Below are 20,494 nucleotides of genomic sequence, written 5' to 3'. Positions count from 1 at the left end.
AGGTGCCGGTTCGGGTATCGGGGGTCAAGTATAGGTCCGGTCAGGTCCAGTCCTGGGAGCGGTACACCTCGGCGCCGTCCACCACGGTGGCCAGGCACTGCGGGGCGGCGGTGCCCTCCTCCAGCACGGGAAGCAGGGGCGTGCCCGCCCGGGTGTCAGTGCTCCAGGCGGCCACGCGGCCATCGGGTGCCTGGACGCTGAGCGATTCGGCGGCCCAGATGCCGAAGGTCGCGGGTGAGGAGGGGGCGATCCGCCCGGCCGCCGCGTACTGCGCCCCGAGGGAGTGCGGCAGGGCGCGCAGCCCGGCCCTGGTGGCCGCGGTGAACCCTGACCGGGCGGAGATGCGCTGCTCCGCCTCTCGGTGCTCGAGGGAAGCGCGCAGGGTGCCCCATGGGTCCGCTGGGCCATCTCCGCTGCCGAAGGAGACCGGCACGGCACGGCTCAGCAGGGAGGCGACCGGCGTGGCCAGGGTCCCGTCCGCGTGGGGTACCGCCGTGAAGGACAGGCTGTTCTCCGCCAACGTCCCCATCGACTCCTCATCTACGGGCCCACTCCAGGCGATCCGGTGGCGGGCCATGCCGAGGGCCTGGGTGCCCTGCGCCTGCGCCGTCGCGCGGAGGGCTGATATCACCGCCGTGAAGTCCTCCGCCTCGCTCGGCAGCAGATACAGCTGGACCCCGGCGGCGGTGGCCTGGGCCGTCAGGTGGGCTGCGGCACCGCCGTCCAGTCCTCCGGGCCCGACGACGGCCGCCAGCCCAGCGGTCCGCTCGCCGCCCGTCCCGGTGACGAGCGCGGCGAGGTCCGAGGCCGCGCCGGCAGCCTCGTCCGAGTCCACCAGGTGATAGCCGATCGCCTCAGTGGGGTTCTCCCGGCCCACGGTGACGGACAGGAAGATCCCGGACCGGGCCGGTTCAGCCTGGGAGGAGACATCGAGGCACAGGGAGTCGACGAAGGCCGGGACCACGAGAGCCCCCTCGAGATCCACCACGTCCCACGTCTCTCCCGAGCGCCCGCGCATCGAATCGGCGGTGTCATCAGCCCCCACCCACGCGACAGACCCGGACTCCACCAGCAGGGCGGTGGCGTAGGGATCAGAGGTGGAGTGGATGGTGCCGTTCACATAGAGGGTGCTCATCCGTCCAGCGTATCGACACTCGAGTACGCCACCACGCCACGCCGGACGAGATTCGCAGCACGCCGGCACTGGGCGTTCAGTCCGGGGTGCCCGGGCACCTTGGACAGCTGATCCAGCAGGTCGATGACCTGACGCGCCCAGCGGACGAAGTCCCCCGCAGCCAGGTCGGTGCCCTTGAGCGTGTCCCTGAGGTTACGGCCGCGTGCCCACCGGTGGATGGGCCAGACCAGCCCCGGATCGGGCTCCGGGGTCGGCTCGAGCCGTGCGCCGCGCTCCGCCTGCTGGAGCTCGTACCAGCGCTCCTCGGTCCGTTCGAGGGCCCGCTGGATCCGGGTGGTGGGCATCTGCGGGATGCCGATGTTCTCGGCCGCTCCCTTGGCGTGGAAGACCAGGAGGGCCGCCAGACCGGCCAGTTCCTCAGGATCGAGGTCCTTCGCGACACCGTCCTCGAGGAGCAACGAGGTCAGCAGGTCGCGCTCCCCGTAGATCCGGCGCAGGCTCTGCCCGGCGTCCGTCACCCCCGGGGTCGCTTCAGCGGTGCCCGTTGTGGTCACGTACCCGTAGTCGGTCAGGAGCGCGACCAGGCGGTCGAAGGCCTTCGCGATCGTGTTCGTGCGGCCCTGGATGCGGCTGGTGAGGTGGTCGACCTCCTGACGGAGCTTCCACCAGCGCTCGGCCCAGCGGGCGTGGTCCTCGCGGTCCTTGCAGCCGTGGCAGGGATGGCGTTCGAGCTGCCGGCGCAGCTCGGTGGCACGCTCGGCACTGCCGTCGTCCTGGAACCGGAACCCCGCACGGGGCCGGTCCCCCGGCGCCTTCCGGTGCTCGCGGAGGGCGGCGCGCATGGAGGAGGCGACGTCCTTGCGTTGGGTCGGGGTCTTGACCTGCACGTTCTGGGGCAGCTGTGTCCCGCCGACCGGGTCCACCGGATCCGTGAGGTCGTCCGTGCTGATCCGGCGCAGCTGGGCCTCGTTCGTGATGACGCCGACCCGCGGGTTGGCCGGATTGCCGGCGGGGAAGACCACGACGGCGGTGCCCAGCTTGCGCGGTCCAGGTACCTCGATGATGTCGCCGGGCAGCAGATTGGCCAAGGAGTCCTTGACCGCGCGCTGGCGCGCCCGGTTGCGGCCCTTGGACGTGTCCTTCTCCGCTGCGGAGAGCTCCTTGCGCAACCGGGCGTACTCCGTGAAGTCACCCAGGTGGCAGGTCATGGACTGCTCGTATCCGGCCAGGGAGGACTCGCGGTTCCGTACCTCACGGGCCAGTCCCACCACGGACCGGTCCGCCTGGAACTGGGCGAAGGAGGACTCGAGGATGGATCGGGACCTCTCGAGCCCGAACTGGGCGATGAGGTTCACGGACATGTTGTAGGTGGGCCGGAACGAGGAGTTCAGCGGATAGGTGCGCCGGGACGCCAGCCCCGCCACGGCCGCCGGGTCCAGCCCGGGACGCCACAGCACCACGCCGTGGCCTTCCACATCGATGCCCCGGCGGCCCGCCCGGCCCGTGAGCTGGGTGTACTCCCCCGCCGTGATGTTCACATGGGCCTCGCCGTTGAACTTCTCGAGCTTCTCCAGAACCACGGTGCGGGCCGGCATGTTCACCCCCAGCGCGAGCGTCTCCGTGGCGAAGACCACCTTCACCAGCCCCTGGGCGAACAGCTGCTCCACGACCTCCTTGAACGGCGGCAGCATCCCGGCATGGTGTGCTGCGAAGCCGCGGGAGAGACCGTCACGCCACCCCCAGAAGCCCAGCACGTCCAGGTCCTCGGCCGGCAGCGCCTGCCCGGCCTCGTCCACCGCGGCCTGGATCTGCTGCTTCTCCGCCGGCGTGGTGAGGTCTAGCCCCGCGCCCAGACACTGTTCCACGGCCCCGTCACACCCCGCCCGCGAGAAGATGAACGTGATGCACGGCAGCAGCCCCTCGCGCTCGAGGACCCTGACCATACCGGGGCGGGAGACCCGCAGGTTGCCCGCATGACGCTGCGCGGACCCGTACCCACCGCCGGACTGGTCGGAACCGGAGGAGCCAGCAGATCCGGAGTCGTACCGAGCGGTGATGGCCTGCTCGTCCCGCCCGTGGGCGGCGGGGCCGGGGTGCCCACGGTCCCGACCCGATCGGCCGGACCGGCCGGACCGGCCACCGCCCGACTTGCCGCCGCCGCGCCCCCGGGGGCCACCCCGGCCGCCCCGATAGGTGCTGCGCCCCGGTCGCCCCCAGTCACTGCGCTCCTCCCGACGTCGTTGGTCCTCCGCCAGTCGCGCCAGCTCGGGATTGAGCACCAGCCGGCTGCCCGAGGTGTCCTTCAGTTCTGCCTCGTCCCCGGACTCCGCTCCGGCCGGCGCCACCTCGTCGAAGGCGACCTCGGTGGCGAACAGGTCGTAGAGCTGGTTCCCTGCCATCACGTACTGCCACAACGGGACCGGCCGGTGCTCGGAGACCACCACGGAGGTGGAGCCTCGCACGGTGTCCAGCCAGGCGCCGAACTCCTCGGCGTTGGACACCGTGGCAGACAGGGAGACGAGTTGGACGTGCTCGGGCAGGTGGATGATGACCTCCTCCCACACCGCGCCGCGGAAGCGGTCGGCCAGGTAGTGGACCTCGTCCATGACCACATAGCCCAGGTTGCGGAGGGTGTCCGAGTCGGCGTAGAGCATGTTGCGCAGCACCTCGGTGGTCATCACCACCACCTCGGCCTCCGAGTTGATGGAGGTGTCCCCCGTGAGCAGCCCCACCCGGTCCGCGCCGTAGGTGGCCGTCAGCTCCTGGAACTTCTGGTTGCTCAGCGCCTTGATGGGCGTGGTGTAGAAGGCCTTCTGACCGTGGGCGAGGGCCAGGTGGATGGCGAACTCGCCCACCACGGTCTTGCCGGCACCCGTGGGAGCGGCCACCAGGACGCCGTGCCCGTCCTCGAGCCTGCGGCAGGAATCCGCCTGGAAGGGGTCGAGGGCGAAGCCCAGCGTGGCGGCGAAGCGCCCCAGCTCCGTCTTGGACTCCGCGGCACGGCGCCTGGCCGCTGCGTAACGCTCCGCGGGGCTCGGCTGGCCGGTGGTGTCATCCGCGGAAGGTGCCATGGGGCCAGCCTAGGACATGACGGATCGGACGGAGCGCTGGCAGGACCACCGGAACGCTAGAGATCCTTGAGGGGCTTCGGGCCGGACCGCAGGGAGTCCTCGTTCTCCGAGGCATCCTTGGCCAGACGCTTGGCGCGGCGCCGGTCATTGACGAGGCAGATCACGATCGCCACGCCGAAGAGCAGCACGAGTGGCGCCGCCAGGTAGAACATGGTGATGGCGTCCGAGCCAGGGGCGGCCAGGGCCGCGATCAGGGCGATGATGAAGACCGTGATCCGCCAGTGCTTGATGATCTGCCGTCCGGGCAGCACCCCGATCATGTTGAGGCCCACCAGGACCACCGGGAGCACGAGGGCGAACCCGAAGGCCAGGAAAAGGCGCAGCACGAACGGGATGTAGACGTCGGCCGTGATGACGTTGGCGGTGCCCTCCGGGGAGAGCCCCACGAAGAACCGGACGGCCTCGGGCAGCACGAGCCAGCCCAGGCCGACGCCCAGCAGGAACAGCGGCACGGCGGCGGCCATGAAACCGACCGCGTAGCGCTTCTCCCTCTTCTTCAGGCCCGGGACCACGAAGGCCCAGATCTGGTAGAGCCAGATGGGACTGGAGAGCACGAGCCCCACGAAGAGGGCCACCTGCAGCATGATGTCGAACGGTTGGCCGACGGCGCTGAAGGACACCGTCACGATCCGGCCCTCGTCCGAGAGCCGGTGCACCGGGTCGATCAGGGCCGAGAAGAACGGCTGGTAGACGAGGAACCCGACGACGGCACCCAGCGTCAGACCGATGGCGGCGAAGATCAGCCGGTTGCGCAGTTCCTTCAGATGGTCCTTGAGGGCCATCTCCCCGGTGGGGTTCGTCTTGCGGGGACCCTTGGCCGTCTTGATCCGCCTCGGGACCCGCTTCGGCCGGGACGCCCGCGGTTCGTCAGTCATGGAGCCGGTGACCAACTGGTTACGGCTGGTCGTTGGTGCCGGTCTTCCGGCCCTCACGGGTGCCCTCGGACCCGCCGTCGACGATGCGGCCCTCCACTGGCTCGGAGTCAGTGGACTGCGTGGACTGATCGGAGCCTGCCGAGGAGTCCTTGCCGTCGTCCTTCATCTGCTTGACCTCCGATTTGAAGATCCGCATCGACTGGCCGAGGTTCCTGGCCATCGCCGGGAGCTTGGGGGCGGCGAAGAGCAAGAGCGCGATCGCGATGATGATGACGAGCTGCCATCCCTGAAGTCCACCCATGGGGAAGTCCTTTCGATTGAACGTTCTCGAGTTTACGCCACGCCGTCCGGCGCAGGGACCGTGATTCCGCCCGGCAGCGGTGAACAGTCGGTGACGTATCCGTTGCGGGCCCGGCGCAGCCACTCCACGGTGGACTCGGCGACCTGCCGCGGGGCCAGGACCCGGAACTCTCCGCCGAACCTGGCGGCCTGCTCGTGGGCGTAGTCGGGTCTGGCCAACCGGACCTCCGCCACCACCGAGCCGTCCTCGAGGTGTGCGGTGCGCTCCGGGTCGAATCCGGGCACCAGGTCCCGGATGCGGTGTCCGAAATGCACAGTCACCGTGGTCTCGTCGCCGTGCGACATGAACAACCGGTCCGAGGTGGGCAGATCCCGGGTCTCGAAGACCTCGCTCGTCTCCTCCAGAGACTCGATGCGGTCCAGGCGGAAGTTGCGCAGGCCCTCACTGGTCTGGCACCAGGCCTGCAGATAGCCGTGTCCGGACTCGGCGGTCAGCCGGAGGGGTTCCACGGTGCGCTGGGTGGACTCGTCCGTGGCGGCCGCGTGATACCTGAATCGCACGAGCCGCCGGTCCCGGACCGCGGCGTGCAGCCGGCCGGCCAGCGCGGCGTGGGGGCCGACGTCGAATCCGGCGACGATGCCCTCACCGGCCCGATGCACCTCCGGGCCCGAGGCATCGAGGATCTTGTGCAGGGCGGTGTCCGTGTCCTGCCGTTCCTGGTCGGACAGGCCGGGGATCCCGGCCGCGGCCCGCAGGCCGATCACGAGAGCCGCCGCCTCGGGGATGCTGAGCCGCAGCGGACCGGAGATCCGCTCGGCCTGGGTGATGCGGATCCGTCCCTCATGCTCGTGGACCTCGAACTGCTCCCCGGCGAACTGACGCTCGGGCATGCCACAGAACCAGAGCTCATTCAGCAGGGCATCGAGTTCGCGGTCCCGGACGTTGAGCCGTTCCGCCAACTCGGTGCGGCTGATCCCATCCCGCCGGTTCGCCAAACCGATGGCGTCCACCACGGCGGCGACCCGATCACGGTCACTGCGGCGGTTGCGGCGCCGCCGGGGCGCAGTGAGGGTGTATTCGGGGACTGGTGCGGCATGCGCCGCCAGGGCGGAATCCATCAGGGCGACGACGGCGGCGTGCAGGGGATCATCGGGATCCGTCACCGTGGCGAGGGGGCCGGCCGCGGCGATGGAACCGGCCATCTCCGCCGGGCGGGTATAGGACAGGCGCACCAGGTCCGCGTCGGCGCCGGCTTCGAGGAGCTCGCTGCCGAGGCGTAACTGCACGGCCCGTCCCGCGGCCAGCCGCAGCCGGGTGGCGGCCGGCGTCCGCTCACCGGAGACCGCCGCATGCACGGCCGCGAGATCCAGGTCCCTCGGGCGGAAGGGGGCCTCTTCGGTGCCACCGCGCTCGGGTGCCGGCACCGGATCTGACTCGATCCTGGTGAGGCGGAAGGTCCGCTGCTGGCCGCGGTCGAGGTCCCAGCCCACCAGGTACCACACCCCGGTGGGGTTGGTCAGCGTCCAGGCCCGTACTGTCCGGGTCTCGGGGCGTTCAGCATGGACCTTGCGGTAGGAGAAACGGATGACCGCCTGCTCACGGACCAGGTCCCCCAGTTCCGTGAGGTACCGGTCCGCCCCCGCCAACCGGACGCCGAAGGCCTCGTGGTCGGAGGCCGAGCGAGTGTCCAGCCAGTCCTCCCCCGCGTCCACCCGGCCGAGGGCGCGGACCACGGCATGGCCCAGATCGGAACCCGCCCAGGCGGACTCGGCCCGCATCAGGGCCAGCCGCTCCCCGTTGCTGAACGGGACGGTCGGGAGGTACATCCGCTCCTCGTCGATCCGGTAGCGGGTCTCGGTCCCGGGGTCCGAGGAGTCGAAACCGGTCTCGTCCTGGACCGTGAAGGCCTCCAGCGGGACGCCGATGCCCCGCAGCACCTCCTTGTCCCGCGTGAACATCTTCTCCAGGGCCGCCGGGGAGGTGGAGACCGCGTAGGCGTCCACGGCCTTGACCAGATAGTCCCGGGAGACCCCGCGGCGCCCGTTGGCCAGCAGGACCCACAGCAGGGAGACGATGCGCTCCGTGGAGCGTGCGGGCGCGGCGGCGGTCACGGTCGGCTCAGTTGATCCCGACGAGGTCCACCACGAAGATCAGTGTCTCCCCGGGGCCGATCTCTCCCCCGGCGCCCTGATCCCCGTACGCCAGGTGCGGCGGGATCTCCAGGCGCCGGCGTCCGCCGAGCTTCATGCCGATCAGGCCGTCGTCCCAGCCCTTGATGACCTGGCCGACGCCCGCCTGGAAGTCCAGCGGCTGACCGCGGTTCCAGGAGGCATCGAACTCGGCCCCGGTGGACCAGGCGACGCCGAGGTAGTGGCAGGACACCCGGTCCCCGGCCTGGACGGCCTGGCCTGAACCCTCCGTCAGGTCCTCGATCACGAGGTCCTCCGGTGGGGTGTCACCGGGGAAGTCGATCTCCGGCCGGGTGCGGTCATAGTTGCGCTGTCCAAAGGACATGGTCGTTTCCTTCCGTCAGGACTGAATGGTGTAGGTCTCGGCCGGATCCGGCCGCGGACTCCAGACTACTCAGAGGCGGACGGTGACGCCGACGGTGACGCGGGATCCTCACCGGACTCACCTTCACCGGAAGCATCGCCGGACTCGTCCTCGGGGGCGGGGGCCGGCTGGGCCGGCGGCATGGTGTGCAGGATGTCCACCACGAAGACGAGCGTCTCCTCCTGCAGCTCGTGGCCGTCCGACTCGCCGTAGCCCTGGGCCGGCGGCACCACGAGCAGGACCTGAGAGCCGACCTTCTGGCCCTGCAGTCCCTCACCCCAGCCCTGGATGACCTGGTCGAACGTTGTGCCGAAGAGCTCGTCCTTGGACCACGAGGAGTCGAACTCCTCACCATCGGACCACTTCACACCCTTGTACTGCATGGTGACGTAGTCGCCCTCGCCGATCTCCTCGCCGTCGCCCTGGATGAGCGGCTGGACCACGAGGTCCTCCGGGGCGTCCCCCTCAGGGGACTCGATGGTCGGTTCGCCGGAGTCCTCATTGCGGGTGACCGACGGCAGCGAGTCGTCCGTGACGTCCACGGAATCGCCCTCGGCGTGTGCCGGCCGCGCATCGGCGATCTGGAACACCATCAGTTGGTCGGTGGCACCCTGCCCCAGCTGGGATCCCGGCATGAAGAAGGAGATCTGAGCGCCGACCTTGTTCTGGTCCAGCATGTCGTAGAGGACGTCATTGCCCTCCTTCAGCGTCTCGTTGAGGTACACGGCCTCGGAGCCCTGGGTGAAATTCTCCGCGGTGACCTCACCGGACTCGGGGTCCACGATCGCGGTCTGCACCATGGCGAGGTCCCCCTCGTTGACCTCGGCGCCGTCACCGTCCTGCAGGACCCGGGAGGAGACCTCCTCGGCCTCGATCGTCCCGTCCACCGTGACCTCCGGCGCACCGTCCTCGGCCAGCTCGAGGGTGACCGGCTCCAGGGCCTCCACATCACCGGCACCACGCGGTTCCGGAGCAGCGCAGCCGGCCAGGAGCAGGGCTCCGACCAGGGAGAGGGACAGGGGCGCGGCCGCGCGGGACCGGCGAGATCGGGACGGGGAGTTGGACATGGGATCCTTCGGTAGGGCGGGACGAGGGTGGTTTCAGTCTGTCACGTCAGACTGGATGGACGCTGGAGGCATCGCCGCTGCTCAAGGACCCGATCAGCGCGTCCAACCGGTCCGAAGCGGTCTGGAACGGGTCCTTGATGCTGATGGCGTGCAGGGGCAGGTCGTTGAGCTTCAGGTGGGTCCAGTCCACGGAATAGGCCTGGCCGGCATCCCTCGCCGCCCGGATGAAACGGCTGCGCAGCACGGCCCGCGTGCTCGGCGGCGGGTTGTCCAGGGCGTCCTCGATGGCAGCGTCGTCCAGGAATCGGGCGGCCGCGCCCCGGGCCTGCAGCAGCGAGAACAGTCCCCGGCCCGCAGTGATGTCGTGGTAGGACAGGTCCAGCTGGGCCAGCCGCGGCGCATCCCAGTCCAGGCCGTTCTTGGCCGCGTACCGGGAGAGGAACCGGTGCTTGATGGCCCAGTCGATCTCCGTGTCGATGCCGGATGAGTCCCCGGACTCCACGGCGTCCAACGTACGTTCCCAGAGGTCCAGCACGGCGGGAACCCGCTCATGGTGGGCACCGTTGCGGTGGATGAAGGCGGTGGCCTGCTCCAGGTAGTGGCGTTGGAGCTCCAGGGCTGATCGTCGGCTGCCGTTGCGCAGCTCCAACGGTGCGGTCCCGGTGAGGTCGTGGGAGACCTGTCGGATCGCGAGGATGGGCTTGGACAGCTGGTGGTCGCCGAGCGGCACGCCCGCCTCGATCATCCGCAGCATGAGGTCGGTGGCCCCGAAGCGCACCAACTGGGTGGTCTCGGACATGTTGGAATCGCCCACGATCACGTGGAGCCGGCGGTACTCGGCGGCGTCGGCGTGGGGTTCGTCCCGGGTGTTGATGATGGGCCGGGACCGCGTGGTGGCGGAGGAGATCCCCTCCAGCACGTGGTCGGCCCGCTGCGAGAAGGCGAAGTGGGCGTCCCGGCGGGTCGGCCCGGGGAGGGAATCGTCCACTGGCATGGCGCCCACGGACGTGCCGGCACCGGCGATGAGCTGCCGTGTGATGAGGAAGGGGATGAGCGCCTCCGAGAGGCGTCGGAACTCCGTGCGGCGGTTCAGCAGGTAGTTCTCGTGGGAGCCGTAGGAGTTCCCTGCGGAGTCCGCGTTGTTCTTGTACAGGTAGATGGTGCCCCCGAAGCCGTCGGCGGCCATCCTCTCCGTGGCCTGGTCGATCAGCTCCTGCATGACGCGCTCGCCGGCCTTGTCCACGGCCACGAGCTCGTCCAGGGTGCTGCACTCGGCCGTGGCGTACTCCGGGTGGGATCCCACGTCCAGGTACAGGCGGGACCCGTTGGAGACGAACACATTGGAGGAGCGTCCCCACTCGACCACCGGACGGAAGAGGTACCGGGCGACCTCCTCGGGCGTCAGGGGACGGGTCCCCGGGTGGGAGTAGTGGACGCCGAACTCGGTCTCGACGCCCATGATCCTGCGATCCACGGGGCTACTGCCCGCCCTTCTGGATGAAGCCCTTGACGAACTCCTCGGCGTTGGACTCCAGGACCGAGTCGATCTCGTCCAGCAGGCTGTCCAGGTCGGTGGTCTGGGCCTGGGCAGAGTCGCCGGTGGGTGCCGGGTTCTCCGGGGGCGGCGTCTCGTCCTCACGGTCGAAGGATGAACCGTACTGCTGTGACATGGTCACTCCTAGGAGATGGATGGTGTTGGGAACTCGGGGTTCGGTGCGGGGTTCAGTGTGAGGTTCAGTGTGGGGACTGCACGTGGGCCAGGGCTTCGAGCAGTCGGTCATAGGCGTCGTCCGCGCCGGGCTCGTCGAACAGGCCCGGGATCTGAGTGGCGGAGCCGGCCAGGGGTTCGCGCTGGTGGAACCGGTATAGGGGCCCCTCGCCGTCCCTGCGCACCAGGAGGGTGTCCCAACTGGCGCCGACCACGTGCCGGCCGTAGGCCTCCACGGTCCTGCCGCGCACCCAGGCCCGGGTGTCCCGCGGCGGCCGGGCGACGGCGTCGCGCAGATCCTCGTCCCGCACCAGCCGGCGGATGGATCCGCGGCGCAGGAGGGCTTGGTAGAGGCCCCTGTCAGGACGCAGATCGGCGTACTGGAGGTCCATCATGCCCAAGCGTGGGTGGTCCCAGTCCAGGCCGTGTCGATCCCGGTAGCCGGAGAGCAGTTGGTACTTCGCCACCCAGTCCAGCCGATCGGCCATGGCGGCCGGATCCGTCCGCAAGGTCTGGACGGACTCGCGCCAGGCGGTGAGGACGTCCACGGTGGCCGGATCGGACATGCCGAACCGCTCCACATGGGCCTCGGCCGCCACCAGGTAGGCCTCGAGCAGGTCCAGGCCGGTGACCACTCGCGCGCCGGCGGCACCGGTGCTGTCGAGGGGACGCACCAGGGGCACGGTGGCCTGCAGGCTCGGATCGTGGCTGATCGTCTGCAGGGCCGCCACGGGATCCGCAAGCTCGATCTGTGGTGCGGTGCCGAGCTCGATCATGGACAGCACCAGCGCTGTCATGCCGCAGCGCAACCAGGTGGCGTATTGGGAGAGGTTGGCATCCCCGATGATCACGTGCAGGCGGCGGTACCGGTGTGCGTCCGCATGCGGCTCGTCCCGCGTGTTGACGAGGGGGCGGCGCACGGTGGTCTCCAGGCCGATCTGCTCCTCGAAGAAGTCCGCGCGCTGACTGATCTGGAACCCTGGCACCCGGCCGGTGGGGCCCATTCCCACGCGTCCGGCGCCGCAGACCACCTGCCGGGCGACGAAGAAGGGGATCAGCCGCGCCGCAAGCTCCTCGAAGTCCAGGTCTCGGGCCACCAGGTAGTTCTCGTGTGCACCGTAGGAGACCGACTTGTTGTCGGTGTTGTTCTTGTACAGCAACACCTGTGGTTGACCTTCGGCCTCGGCGATGCGCTGGGAGGCCGCCAACGCCACCAGGTCTCCGGCCTGGTCCCAGACCATGGCGTCGAACGGATTCGTGGTCTCCGGCGAGGAGTACTCGGGGTGGGCGTGGTCCACGTAGAACCGGGCCCCGTTGGGCAGCACGAGGTTCGTCAGCAGATGCACGGGCAGGCCGGCGTCATCCGTCAGGGGCTGGTCCGTCAGCTGCGTGGGGTGGGCCACAGAGCGTGGCAGCGTCCACCCGCGCGCGTCCACCAGGGGCGATTCCTCGCCGTAGTCCCACTCGGTGCCGGCCACCGAGCCACCGCGAGAGGTGACGAGGTCCGCATAGGCGTTGACCACCTCCACGGACAGCACGGAGTGGCCGGCCCCCGGGTTCGCCGGTGCGTGCACGCCATACTCGGTCTCCAGCCCCATGACCCGGTGCACGCCCCAACCGGCGGTGTCCCGTCCGGCGGGCAAGGTGGCGTCGTCGGGTACCAGCCCGCGCTGGCCGCGCCACGCGGGGGCAGCGGCGGACGGGACCTGGGGCACGTACGTCACCGGGACCCCTGGTGCAGGAGCATGCGCAGCCCGGCCACGCGGCCGCCGCGGTGGCCGGAGATGCGGGCCCATTCCTCCGGTGAGGCGTGGTTCGGCAGATCCTCCTGCTCGGCGAACTCCGCGCCGATCGCGTGGAGCAGATGCTCGGTGCGCAGTCCCTTGGAGGCGTCGGCGGGGGCCGTCATGGGCCCACCGGGCTTCGCGGACAGGTAGTCCTTGATGGCGTGCTTCTTGGCACGGTCCACGATGTTCGCGATGACGGCGCCGGAGGTGAAGTCGGCGAAGTGCAGGATCCGGGTCGAGCCGTCCACGTAGGTGACCTCGAGATACTCGGTCTCGGGGCTGCGGGCGAACAGGCGCTCGGTGGCGGCGGAGATCATGGCCGCCACGGCGGCCCCGCGGCTGCCATGGCGCTCGATCTCGGAGGAGTGCAGCGGCAGGGAATCGGTCACGTACTTGGCGAAGATGTCCGCCGCGCCGGCGGCGTCGGGGCGGGAGACGCGGATCTTGACGTCGAGGCGGCCCGGCCGCAGGATCGCCGGGTCGATCATGTCCTCACGGTTGGAGGCGCCGATGACGATGACGTTGTCGAGCCGCTCCACCCCGTCGATCTCGGCGAGCAGCTGGGGGACGATCGTGGTCTCCACGTCCGAGGACACCCCGGACCCGCGGGTCCGGAACAGGGACTCCATCTCGTCGAAGAAGACGACCACGGGGTAGCCGTCCGAGGCCTTCTCCCGTGCCCGGGCGAAGATGGTGCGGATGTGCCGTTCCGTCTCCCCCACGTACTTGTTCAGCAGCTCCGGCCCCTTGATGTTCAGGAAGTACGAGCGGTGCTCCTCGGTGGAGCGGGCGGCGAGCGAGGAGGCCACCGCCTTGGCGATGAGGGTCTTGCCGGTCCCGGGCGGGCCGTAGAGCAGGATCCCCTTCGGGGCCTTGAGTCCGTGCTCCCGATACAGCCCCGGGTGCAGGAAGGGCAGCTCGATGGAGTCGCGGATCTGGTCGATCTGGTCCGCCAGTCCGCCGATGTCCTCGTAGCTGACGTCCGGGACCTCCTCGAGGACCACGTCCTGGACCTCGCTGAGCGGGATGATGTCCAGGGCCAGGCCCGTCCTCGAATCCACGGTCACGGCGTCGCCGACGCGGATGCGTTGGCCCGCCAGCCGGTCGGCGCGGCGCAGCACGCGCTCCTCGTCGCCACGCCCGACCACCACCAGCAGGCCCTCGTCCAGAGTCTCCTTGACACGGACCAGCTCGCCTGTGCGCTCTGCTTCCAGCAGCGCGATGATCGCGAGGGAATCATTGAGCAGGACGTCGGCTCCCTGCGTGATCCGGGTGGGGTCCAGCAACGGGGACACGGCGACGCGCAGCCGGCGGCCGTTGTGCAGCACGTCCACCCCGCCCTGGACGGCCGCCGAGATCTCGTTGCCCTCCACGGGCTCGCGGGCCTGATGGACCTCGAGGACGGTGGCGAAGGAGAACGGGGCCTCGCCGTCGAGCTCGAGTGCCGCCTTCAGCGTGGTGATCTCCTGGCGCGTCTGCTCCAGCAGGTCGACCATTCGTCGATTGTTCCGGGAGGCCGTCTCCAGCTGGTACTCGAGGGTCCGGTTCTTCTCCACGAGCGTGGAGGCGCGCCGTCGGGCGGCCTCCAGCTGACGGGTCAGCCCGGAGTCTGCGGTGGTGGAATCGCTCACGGAGACCTTTCCGGCCAACCGGATCGGAGTGCCATTAGGTCAGCCTTGCTTATCCATCCTAGGTCAGAGATCCTCAAGGTGCCGCCGTGCGCCCCTCTGTTCCATGGACGCCGCCTCCCGAGCCGCCTTGCGGGCCTTCTTGTCCGTCACGGGCCGCTCGCCGAGGGCCTGGGGGGTCCAGCGGGTCTCATCGGCCGGTTGCCAGGCCTCCACGTCGACCGGCTTGAACTCGGAGACCTTGGAACGCTTCTTCAGGGCCAGGGCCTCCTGCCCGGTGGCCAGCCGACGGCAGGTCAGGAGGAAGCCGGTGTGCGCCACCATGCGGTGATCCGGCCGAACGGCGAGGCCGTCGAGGTGCCAACCCCGCACCATGGTCTCCGAAGCCTCGGTCTGGGTGAACCGGCCGTCCTCGCGAATGGCCTCCGCCACGCGGGAGAGCTGGGTGGCGGTGGCCACGTAATTGATCCAGACTCCGCCGGGAGCCAGCACCGTGGCCACCGCGTCGAGACATTCCCAGGGGGCGAGCATGTCCAGGACCACCCGGTCCACCGAGCCGGGTTCGTGGACCTGGCTCATCCTGTCCTGCGCGTCACCGAGGTGAACCTGCCAGGCCGGGTGCTGGCCACCGAAGAACGTCTGGACGTTGGCACGGGCCACGTCGGCGAACTCCTCCCGCCGCTCATAGGAGTGCAGTTGACCGTAGTCCCCCACCGCGCGCAGCAAGGAGATGGACAGCCCCCCGGAGCCGACTCCGGCCTCCACCACGGTGGCACCCGGGAAGACATCCGCCATCTGGACGATCTGTCCGGCGTCCTTCGGGTAGACGACCGTGGCCCCGCGAGGCATGGACAGCACGAAGTCACTCAGGAGCGGCCGCAGGACCTGGTAGTCGTGACCGGCGGAGTTGGACACCACGACCCCATCCGGTCCGCCGATCAGGTCGTCGTGGTGCAGGACCCCTTGATAGCTGTGGAACTGGCCTCCCTCGGTCAGAGTGACCGTGTTCAACCGGCCCTTGGCGTCCTTGAGCTGGACGCGCTGGCCGGGGCGCAGCGGGCCCCGGCGTTCGCCGGCTCCGGTCGGAGCGTGACGCGCCGAGTCTTCATCGCAGGGGTTCTCGATCGGGGATTCGCTCATGCGTGGGGAGTTCTCCTAGTCCTGTGGGTCCTGTGGGTCCTGCGGGTCCTGCGGTGGGTGGGGATCAGCGCCGGCGGCCAGTGGTCAGCCACTCGACCACGTCCGGCTGGCGGAGCACGCCGCACACGGTGCCGTCCGGTGCCAGTACAGCGTATTCGGAGCCCTCCACCGCGGCGAGCCGGTCCACCAGGGGGCGGCCCGCGTCGGAGGCTCGGACCAGGGCCCCGTGGGTCAGGGCGCGGGCCGCGGCCGCGGCCGGCACGGAATCCGCGTCCTGGTCTGAGACGCCGGCCAGGGCCGATTCGTCCACGATGGCCTCGGGGACCCCATGGGGGCCCACGAGCACGGCCAGCGTGCCGATGGGCCGGTTCCGGACCTCGGCCACGGTGGCCGTGTTGGCCAAGCCGATGGCGGGGAGCATCAATTGCGCAGCCGTCAGCGACGGCACCCGCAGGCGCAGCTGGGCGCCACGGATGGACTCTGTGGCACCGCTCCAGAGGAAGTATCCGACCATCACGAGGATGACGATGAGCGGGATGTCCGGAGGCCGTCCCTGCAGCAGGGGCACCAGCACCACGCCGGCGATGAGAGCCAGCACGATGACCCGTCCCGCCCACCCCGCGGCAAGGGTGCCCTTGTCCTGGTCACCCGTGACCGCCCAGACGGCGGACTCGACCATCCGGCCACCGTCGAGTGGCAGACCCGGCAAGGCGTTGAAGATCGCCACCAGCCAGTTCGCGTAGGTGAAGATGCCCAGCAGCAGGCTGCCGACTCCTCCCGGGTCCACCTGGGTCATCAGCAGCTGCCCGCCCAGGGCCAGCAGCACGTTCGCGGCCGGACCGGCCAGGGCGGTGACGAGTGAGCGGCCCGGGGTGGCCTGGAAGGTGCCGAACTGGGTGTGCCCGCCCCAGAGGTTCAGGACGATCTCCGTGGTGGGCCAGCGGAAGGCCTTGGCACTGGCGGCGTGGGCCAGTTCATGGACGAGCACGGAGAGCAGCAGCAGCACCGCGTACAGGAACGCGACGCCGTAGGCGCCGGCGCCCAGCTCGGGGAACAGCCGTTGGACCTGCGGTCCGAACAGCACCACCACGAAGAGCGCGATGAGGGACCAGTTCCAGGACAGGTAGAGGGGAACGCCGATCAGGCGGCCCAGTCGGAGCATGCCGCGGCGTGGGGCCTCGGCCTCGAGGGGGCCGTGGCTCACGTGGCCGCCGAGCGGCGGGCGGCCACCAGGCCCAGATGGCGTGGAGTGCGCCCGGCCAGGGTGACCCACTCCTCCCACCGGGGGTCCGCCGGCAGGGGCATGACATGAGGGATGGCCACCGTGGCCAACCCTGCCCCGGCCGCTGATCGCAGACCGGGCAGGGAGTCCTCGACCGCCACGCAGGAGGCCGAATCCAGTCCCACGTGCCGGCGGGCCATGACGTCTAGCGCGGTCGTGTAGGGCTCGGGGTCCGGCTTTCCGTGAAGCACCATGTCACCCGTGACCAGGAACTCGAGGGTGCCCGCGGGCAGGGACTCGGCGAACACCGTCGCGAGCGGGGCGTGTGACATGGTGACGAGGGCGCACGGCACCTCGTCCTGACGCAGGGCAGCGAGCATCTCACGAGCACCCGGTCGCCAGGGGACGGATCGGCGGACGGCGCGAGCCACGTCGGTCATCGTCAGCTCGATGATCTCCCCCACGCCCAGGGTGACCCCGGCGTCCTGCAACAGGCGCGCGCCGTGGTCCAGGGCCTGGCCCACGAGGGAATGGGCCAACTGGGTGGTCCATGTCCCACCGTCCTGCTCCACCAGGGCACGCTGGCTCTCGTTCCACAGCGGCTCGGTGTCCACCAACGTGCCGTCCATGTCCCAGAAGACCGCCGCCGGCAGGGGGCCCTCGCTACGTGAGGGCGCCGTGTCCACTGCGGTGGTGGGTCCGGAGAGCTCGTGGGGGCGGGGCACGCCGGAGTCGGATCGCAGGGGCATGGTCCCCAGTCTAGTGGGGGATGCGGCTGCGCCCGGTCATCCCCCCGCGCGTCTGGCACGGGCCTCTCGGACAGGTCTAGGGTGGCAGTCATGGCACAGATGGACGGAACCCCGGCTGTCCCGGCGGGATGGCGTGATCATCTGGTCGGGACGGTCTCAGGCCGCCGGCCGGTGGTCATGATCGCCGCGTTCGAGGGGTGGAATGACGCCGGGGACGCGGCGACCAGCGCGGTCGACGCCTTGCGTCATCAGTGGCGTGCCTCGGCGGCGGGGTCCCTCACGGACGGGGACTACTACGACTACCAGTTCACCCGTCCCACGGTGGTGCGGGATGCCGATGGGCTGGGGACACTGTCATGGCCCCGGACGCGGATGTACCGCGCCGTGGACCTTGAGGGCCTGGACGTGATCCTTGTGTCCGGGGCCGAGCCGAGCTATCGGTGGCAGGCCTTCACGGCGGAGCTGCTGACCCACGCAGCCGAGCAGAACGTGGACGCCGTCATCATGCTGGGCGCCCTGCTGGCAGACGTCCCGCACACGCGTCCCCTACCGGCCTCCCCGGCCACGGCAGACCCTGAGCTGCGGGAGATCCTCGGGGCCCGCCGGCCCACCTATGAAGGGCCGACCGGGATCGTCGGCGTGGTCACGGACACAGCGGCACGCTCCGGACTGCCGACCGTCTCCGTATGGGCCACCGTCCCGCACTATGTCTCCCAGGCGCCGTCCCCGAAGGCGGAGTTCGCCCTGTTGCGCCGGGTCGAGGACCTCCTGCAGATCCCGCTGGACCTCACGGCCCTCGCCGAGGACGCCGAGGCCTGGGAGCGTGGCGTGAACGAGCTGGCCAGGGAGGACCCGGATGTCGCCGCCTACGTGGAACAGCTGGAACAGGCCCGGGACGCCGAGGAACTGCCCGAGGCCACCGGTGAGGCCATCGCCCAGGAGTTCGAGCGGTACCTGCGGCGCCGCGGACGAGACTAGTACTGCCGGTTCCCGGCTATGGGGCCGTCCTAGAGGTTCAGGCCCAGCAGACCGCTGACGGCGGTGCGCACGTCCGGCCGGTCGCGGTCGGTCTCGGACGGCGTCCGCGTCCTCCGGGCCGTCCCCCGGGCCAGTGCCTCATCGGCCCATCGGTCCACCTCCACGAGCGCGGACGGGGCGTCCAGATCATGGGACAGGGCGCGGTGGGCCGCGGCCAGCAGGGTGGAACCGTCAGAGGGCTCCTCGAGCTCCAGTGCACTGCGCCACCGGGCCACCCGGTCCACGGACCGGTTCAACAGGTCCTGGGTCCACTCCCAATCGTTCCGGTAGTGGTTGGCAAGCAAGGCGGTGCGGATGGCCACCGGCTCGATCCCCTGGCTCCGCAGCCTCGAGACAAGGACCAGATTCCCCAGGGACTTGGACATCTTCTCTCCGTCCAGTCCCACCATCCCGGCGTGGACGAAGGCCTGGGCCAGGGGCTGCCCATCGGCCGCCGTGGCGTGGGCGGCGCTGAACTCATGGTGTGGGAAGCGCAGGTCCGAGCCACCGCCCTGAACGGTGAAGGGCGCAGGGAGCAGTCGGCGGGCGATCGCTGAGCACTCGATATGCCAGCCCGGCCGTCCGGTCCCGAGGGAACGGCCGTCCCACGTCGGCTCGCCGGGTCGGGCCACCCGCCAGAGCAGTGGGTCCAGCGGATGCCGCTTGCCGGGCCGATCGGGATCGCCGCCGCGGTCCGGGAACACCGCGGCCATGTCCTCGGCGCTGAGGCGACCGACGCTGCCCAGGGTCCAGTGCGTGGCGGCCTCGGCGGCATCGATGGAGAAATAGATGTCGCCGTCCGGTCCGCCGTCCTCCCCCGGGACGGCGTAGGCGGTGCCGTTGGCCACGAGGGCCTCCACTGACTCCACCACCCAGTCCACGGTCTCGGTGGCCCCGACGAAGTGATCCGGGGCGAGCACGTTGAGGGCCTCCATGTCCGAGCGGAACAGTTCGGTCTGATCGGCCGCGAGGTCCCGCCAGTCCACGCCCGTGGCGGTGGCCCGCTCCAGCAGCGGATCGTCCACGTCCGTGACGTTCTGGACGTAGGTGACCGGCAGGCCGCAGGCCCGCCAGTAGCGTCCCAGCAGGTCGAAGGTGACGTAGGTGTTGGCGTGTCCCAGGTGGGTGGCGTCATAGGGGGTGATGCCGCAGACGTAGAGCGAGGCCTCGGCCAGGTTCCCCGGGTGGCGGACCGACTGGGAGGCGGTGTCATAGAGCTTGAGTCGGTCTGGCTGGACGGGCAGCCGTGCAGGCAGGGCGGTGTTCCAGGATTCCATCAGGCGTTGATCACTCCGAAGCCGAGCAGGATGTAGAGCAGGAGGCCGAGTCCGATGCGATACCAGACGAACGGCTTGAACGAGTTGGTCGTGATGAACCGCATGAGCCATCCGATCACCAGGTAGCCGATCACGAAGGCCACGATGGTTGCCACGGCCGTCTCCCCCATACCGTAGGCCGCAGACTGGCTCGGATCGGACAGGGCCTTGAACAGCTTGTAGAAGCCGGAGGCGAAGACGGCGGGAACGGCCAGCAGGAACGCGTAGCGAGCGGCCGCCTCTCGCGTGTAGCCCAGCGCCAGGCCCATGGTGATGGTGCCGCCGGAGCGCGAGACGCCCGGGATCAGGGCCATCATCTGGGCCAGGCCGTAGAGGATGCCGTCCCGCAGGGTCAGCTTCTCCAGCGGTTTGGCCTGCTTTCCGAGCGAATCGGCCACGGCCAGCAGGAGGCCGAACACGATCAGCATGGTGGCCACGATCCACAGGGACCGGAACGAGGTGTCGATGGACTCCTCGAAGAGCAGTCCGGCCACCGCGATCGGGATGGAGCCGATGATGATGAACCAGCCCATCCGGGCGTCGGGGTCCTTGCGCTCGACCTTGCCGAACAGTGATCCGAACCACCGGGAGATGATGCGGACGATGTCCTTCCAGAAGAAGAGCAACACCGCCAGCTCAGTACCGATCTGGGTGATGGCGGTGAAGGCGGCTCCCGGATCCGACGCCCCCGGCAGCAACTCCCCGACGATGCGCAGGTGTGCCGAGGAGGAGATGGGGAGGAATTCCGTCAGGCCCTGAACAAGGCCCAGGATGATCGCTTCTAACCAGTTCACATCAGAGAACCCTACGTCACGGACAGGGCCTTCCCCGCGCCGCGACCCGCCCCTGAGGTGCCACCGGTCCC

The 20,494-nt window shown here is 69.8% G+C and carries 17 protein-coding genes; 1 reads left to right on the top strand and 16 read right to left on the bottom strand.

What is annotated here, in order from left to right; genetic code table 11:
• Positions 1 to 40: 40 nt before the first annotated feature.
• The 14 genes from IMT31_RS01415 to IMT31_RS01350 all read right to left on the bottom strand — a co-directional run bounded on the left by IMT31_RS01415 (position 41) and on the right by IMT31_RS01350 (position 17,296).
• Entirely contained in the window at positions 41 to 1,135 is a 1,095-nt protein-coding gene (locus IMT31_RS01415; protein WP_413543518.1) for an amidohydrolase family protein, read from the bottom strand.
• On the bottom strand, positions 1,132 to 4,206 hold the full coding sequence (locus IMT31_RS01410; RefSeq protein ID WP_413543517.1) for a DEAD/DEAH box helicase: 3,075 nt from the start codon (positions 4,204 to 4,206) through the stop codon (positions 1,132 to 1,134). The genes IMT31_RS01415 and IMT31_RS01410 overlap by 4 nt, the downstream gene beginning before the upstream one ends.
• Positions 4,207 to 4,262: 56 nt before the next feature.
• Positions 4,263 to 5,048, bottom strand: coding sequence for a twin-arginine translocase subunit TatC (tatC, locus tag IMT31_RS01405; protein WP_345362074.1), 786 nt, complete (start codon positions 5,046 to 5,048; stop codon positions 4,263 to 4,265).
• Positions 5,049 to 5,160: 112 nt separating this feature from the next.
• Positions 5,161 to 5,442, bottom strand: coding sequence for a Sec-independent protein translocase subunit TatA (gene tatA / locus IMT31_RS01400; RefSeq protein ID WP_345361296.1), 282 nt, complete (start codon positions 5,440 to 5,442; stop codon positions 5,161 to 5,163).
• 32 nt (positions 5,443 to 5,474) lie between these two features.
• The gene (locus IMT31_RS01395; protein ID WP_413543516.1) at positions 5,475 to 7,553 is read right to left on the bottom strand and encodes a helix-turn-helix transcriptional regulator; all 2,079 of its coding nucleotides are present in this window, start codon (positions 7,551 to 7,553) and stop codon (positions 5,475 to 5,477) included.
• Positions 7,554 to 7,560: 7 nt separating this feature from the next.
• The gene (locus tag IMT31_RS01390; protein ID WP_345361302.1) at positions 7,561 to 7,956 is read right to left on the bottom strand and encodes an FKBP-type peptidyl-prolyl cis-trans isomerase; all 396 of its coding nucleotides are present in this window, start codon (positions 7,954 to 7,956) and stop codon (positions 7,561 to 7,563) included.
• A 65-nt stretch (positions 7,957 to 8,021) separates the two neighbouring features.
• Positions 8,022 to 9,062 carry an FKBP-type peptidyl-prolyl cis-trans isomerase gene (locus tag IMT31_RS01385; RefSeq protein ID WP_413543515.1) on the bottom strand — a complete coding sequence of 347 codons (1,041 nt, stop codon included), beginning with the start codon at positions 9,060 to 9,062 and terminating at the stop codon, positions 8,022 to 8,024.
• A 46-nt stretch (positions 9,063 to 9,108) separates the two neighbouring features.
• The gene (gene pafA / locus IMT31_RS01380; RefSeq protein WP_413543514.1) at positions 9,109 to 10,521 is read right to left on the bottom strand and encodes a Pup--protein ligase; all 1,413 of its coding nucleotides are present in this window, start codon (positions 10,519 to 10,521) and stop codon (positions 9,109 to 9,111) included.
• Between the two features lie 19 nt (positions 10,522 to 10,540).
• Positions 10,541 to 10,732, bottom strand: coding sequence for a ubiquitin-like protein Pup (locus tag IMT31_RS01375; protein WP_413543513.1), 192 nt, complete (start codon positions 10,730 to 10,732; stop codon positions 10,541 to 10,543).
• Between the two features lie 64 nt (positions 10,733 to 10,796).
• Positions 10,797 to 12,368, bottom strand: a complete 1,572-nt coding sequence (gene dop / locus IMT31_RS01370) for a depupylase/deamidase Dop (protein WP_378109335.1) — start codon at positions 12,366 to 12,368, stop codon at positions 10,797 to 10,799.
• Positions 12,369 to 12,490: 122 nt separating this feature from the next.
• Positions 12,491 to 14,188, bottom strand: coding sequence for a proteasome ATPase (arc, locus tag IMT31_RS01365; protein ID WP_413543512.1), 1,698 nt, complete (start codon positions 14,186 to 14,188; stop codon positions 12,491 to 12,493).
• A gap of 63 nt (positions 14,189 to 14,251) precedes the next feature.
• The gene (locus IMT31_RS01360) at positions 14,252 to 15,325 is read right to left on the bottom strand and encodes a tRNA (adenine-N1)-methyltransferase (protein ID WP_413543511.1); all 1,074 of its coding nucleotides are present in this window, start codon (positions 15,323 to 15,325) and stop codon (positions 14,252 to 14,254) included.
• A gap of 64 nt (positions 15,326 to 15,389) precedes the next feature.
• Complete coding sequence (locus tag IMT31_RS01355) at positions 15,390 to 16,529, bottom strand: site-2 protease family protein (protein ID WP_413543510.1); 1,140 nt, start codon at positions 16,527 to 16,529, stop codon at positions 15,390 to 15,392.
• The gene (locus IMT31_RS01350) at positions 16,526 to 17,296 is read right to left on the bottom strand and encodes an HAD family hydrolase (RefSeq protein ID WP_413543509.1); all 771 of its coding nucleotides are present in this window, start codon (positions 17,294 to 17,296) and stop codon (positions 16,526 to 16,528) included. The genes IMT31_RS01355 and IMT31_RS01350 overlap by 4 nt, the downstream gene beginning before the upstream one ends.
• Positions 17,297 to 17,386: 90 nt before the next feature.
• On the opposite strand from IMT31_RS01350, the gene IMT31_RS01345 reads away from it, so the two are divergent.
• On the top strand, positions 17,387 to 18,274 hold the full coding sequence (locus IMT31_RS01345) for a PAC2 family protein (protein WP_413543508.1): 888 nt from the start codon (positions 17,387 to 17,389) through the stop codon (positions 18,272 to 18,274).
• 29 nt (positions 18,275 to 18,303) lie between these two features.
• Here IMT31_RS01345 and mshC read toward each other — a convergent pair whose 3' ends face one another.
• Both mshC and IMT31_RS01335 read right to left on the bottom strand, forming a co-directional pair.
• Positions 18,304 to 19,590, bottom strand: coding sequence for a cysteine--1-D-myo-inosityl 2-amino-2-deoxy-alpha-D-glucopyranoside ligase (gene mshC, locus IMT31_RS01340; protein WP_413543507.1), 1,287 nt, complete (start codon positions 19,588 to 19,590; stop codon positions 18,304 to 18,306).
• On the bottom strand, positions 19,590 to 20,423 hold the full coding sequence (locus IMT31_RS01335; protein WP_413543506.1) for an undecaprenyl-diphosphate phosphatase: 834 nt from the start codon (positions 20,421 to 20,423) through the stop codon (positions 19,590 to 19,592). Before IMT31_RS01335 ends, mshC begins: the two co-directional genes overlap by 1 nt.
• Between the last annotated feature and the right edge of the window lie 71 nt (positions 20,424 to 20,494).

The sequence above is a fragment of the Citricoccus nitrophenolicus genome, assembly GCF_047305825.1.
Classification (GTDB): Bacteria; Actinomycetota; Actinomycetes; order Actinomycetales; family Micrococcaceae; genus Citricoccus; species Citricoccus nitrophenolicus.
The sequence above is the reverse complement of the archived record's forward strand: the minus strand, read 5'-3'. Positions and strand labels throughout refer to the sequence as shown.

Bases quoted from the DNA above. Each gene is read 5' to 3' on its own strand.
- tatA (WP_345361296.1), bottom strand. From the start codon at position 5,442: ATGGGTGGACTTCAGGGATGGCAGCTCGTCATCATCATCGCGATCGCG.
- IMT31_RS01375 (WP_413543513.1), bottom strand. From the start codon at position 10,732: ATGTCACAGCAGTACGGTTCATCCTTCGACCGTGAGGACGAGACGCCG.
- IMT31_RS01390 (WP_345361302.1), bottom strand. From the start codon at position 7,956: ATGTCCTTTGGACAGCGCAACTATGACCGCACCCGGCCGGAGATCGAC.
- IMT31_RS01345 (WP_413543508.1), top strand. From the start codon at position 17,387: ATGGCACAGATGGACGGAACCCCGGCTGTCCCGGCGGGATGGCGTGAT.
- dop (WP_378109335.1), bottom strand. From the start codon at position 12,368: ATGGGGCTGGAGACCGAGTATGGCGTGCACGCACCGGCGAACCCGGGG.
- IMT31_RS01350 (WP_413543509.1), bottom strand. From the start codon at position 17,296: ATGCCCCTGCGATCCGACTCCGGCGTGCCCCGCCCCCACGAGCTCTCC.
- tatC (WP_345362074.1), bottom strand. From the start codon at position 5,048: ATGGCCCTCAAGGACCATCTGAAGGAACTGCGCAACCGGCTGATCTTC.
- IMT31_RS01385 (WP_413543515.1), bottom strand. From the start codon at position 9,062: ATGTCCAACTCCCCGTCCCGATCTCGCCGGTCCCGCGCGGCCGCGCCC.
- IMT31_RS01410 (WP_413543517.1), bottom strand. From the start codon at position 4,206: ATGGCACCTTCCGCGGATGACACCACCGGCCAGCCGAGCCCCGCGGAG.
- pafA (WP_413543514.1), bottom strand. From the start codon at position 10,521: ATGGGCGTCGAGACCGAGTTCGGCGTCCACTACTCCCACCCGGGGACC.
- IMT31_RS01360 (WP_413543511.1), bottom strand. From the start codon at position 15,325: ATGAGCGAATCCCCGATCGAGAACCCCTGCGATGAAGACTCGGCGCGT.
- mshC (WP_413543507.1), bottom strand. From the start codon at position 19,590: ATGGAATCCTGGAACACCGCCCTGCCTGCACGGCTGCCCGTCCAGCCA.
- IMT31_RS01415 (WP_413543518.1), bottom strand. From the start codon at position 1,135: ATGAGCACCCTCTATGTGAACGGCACCATCCACTCCACCTCTGATCCC.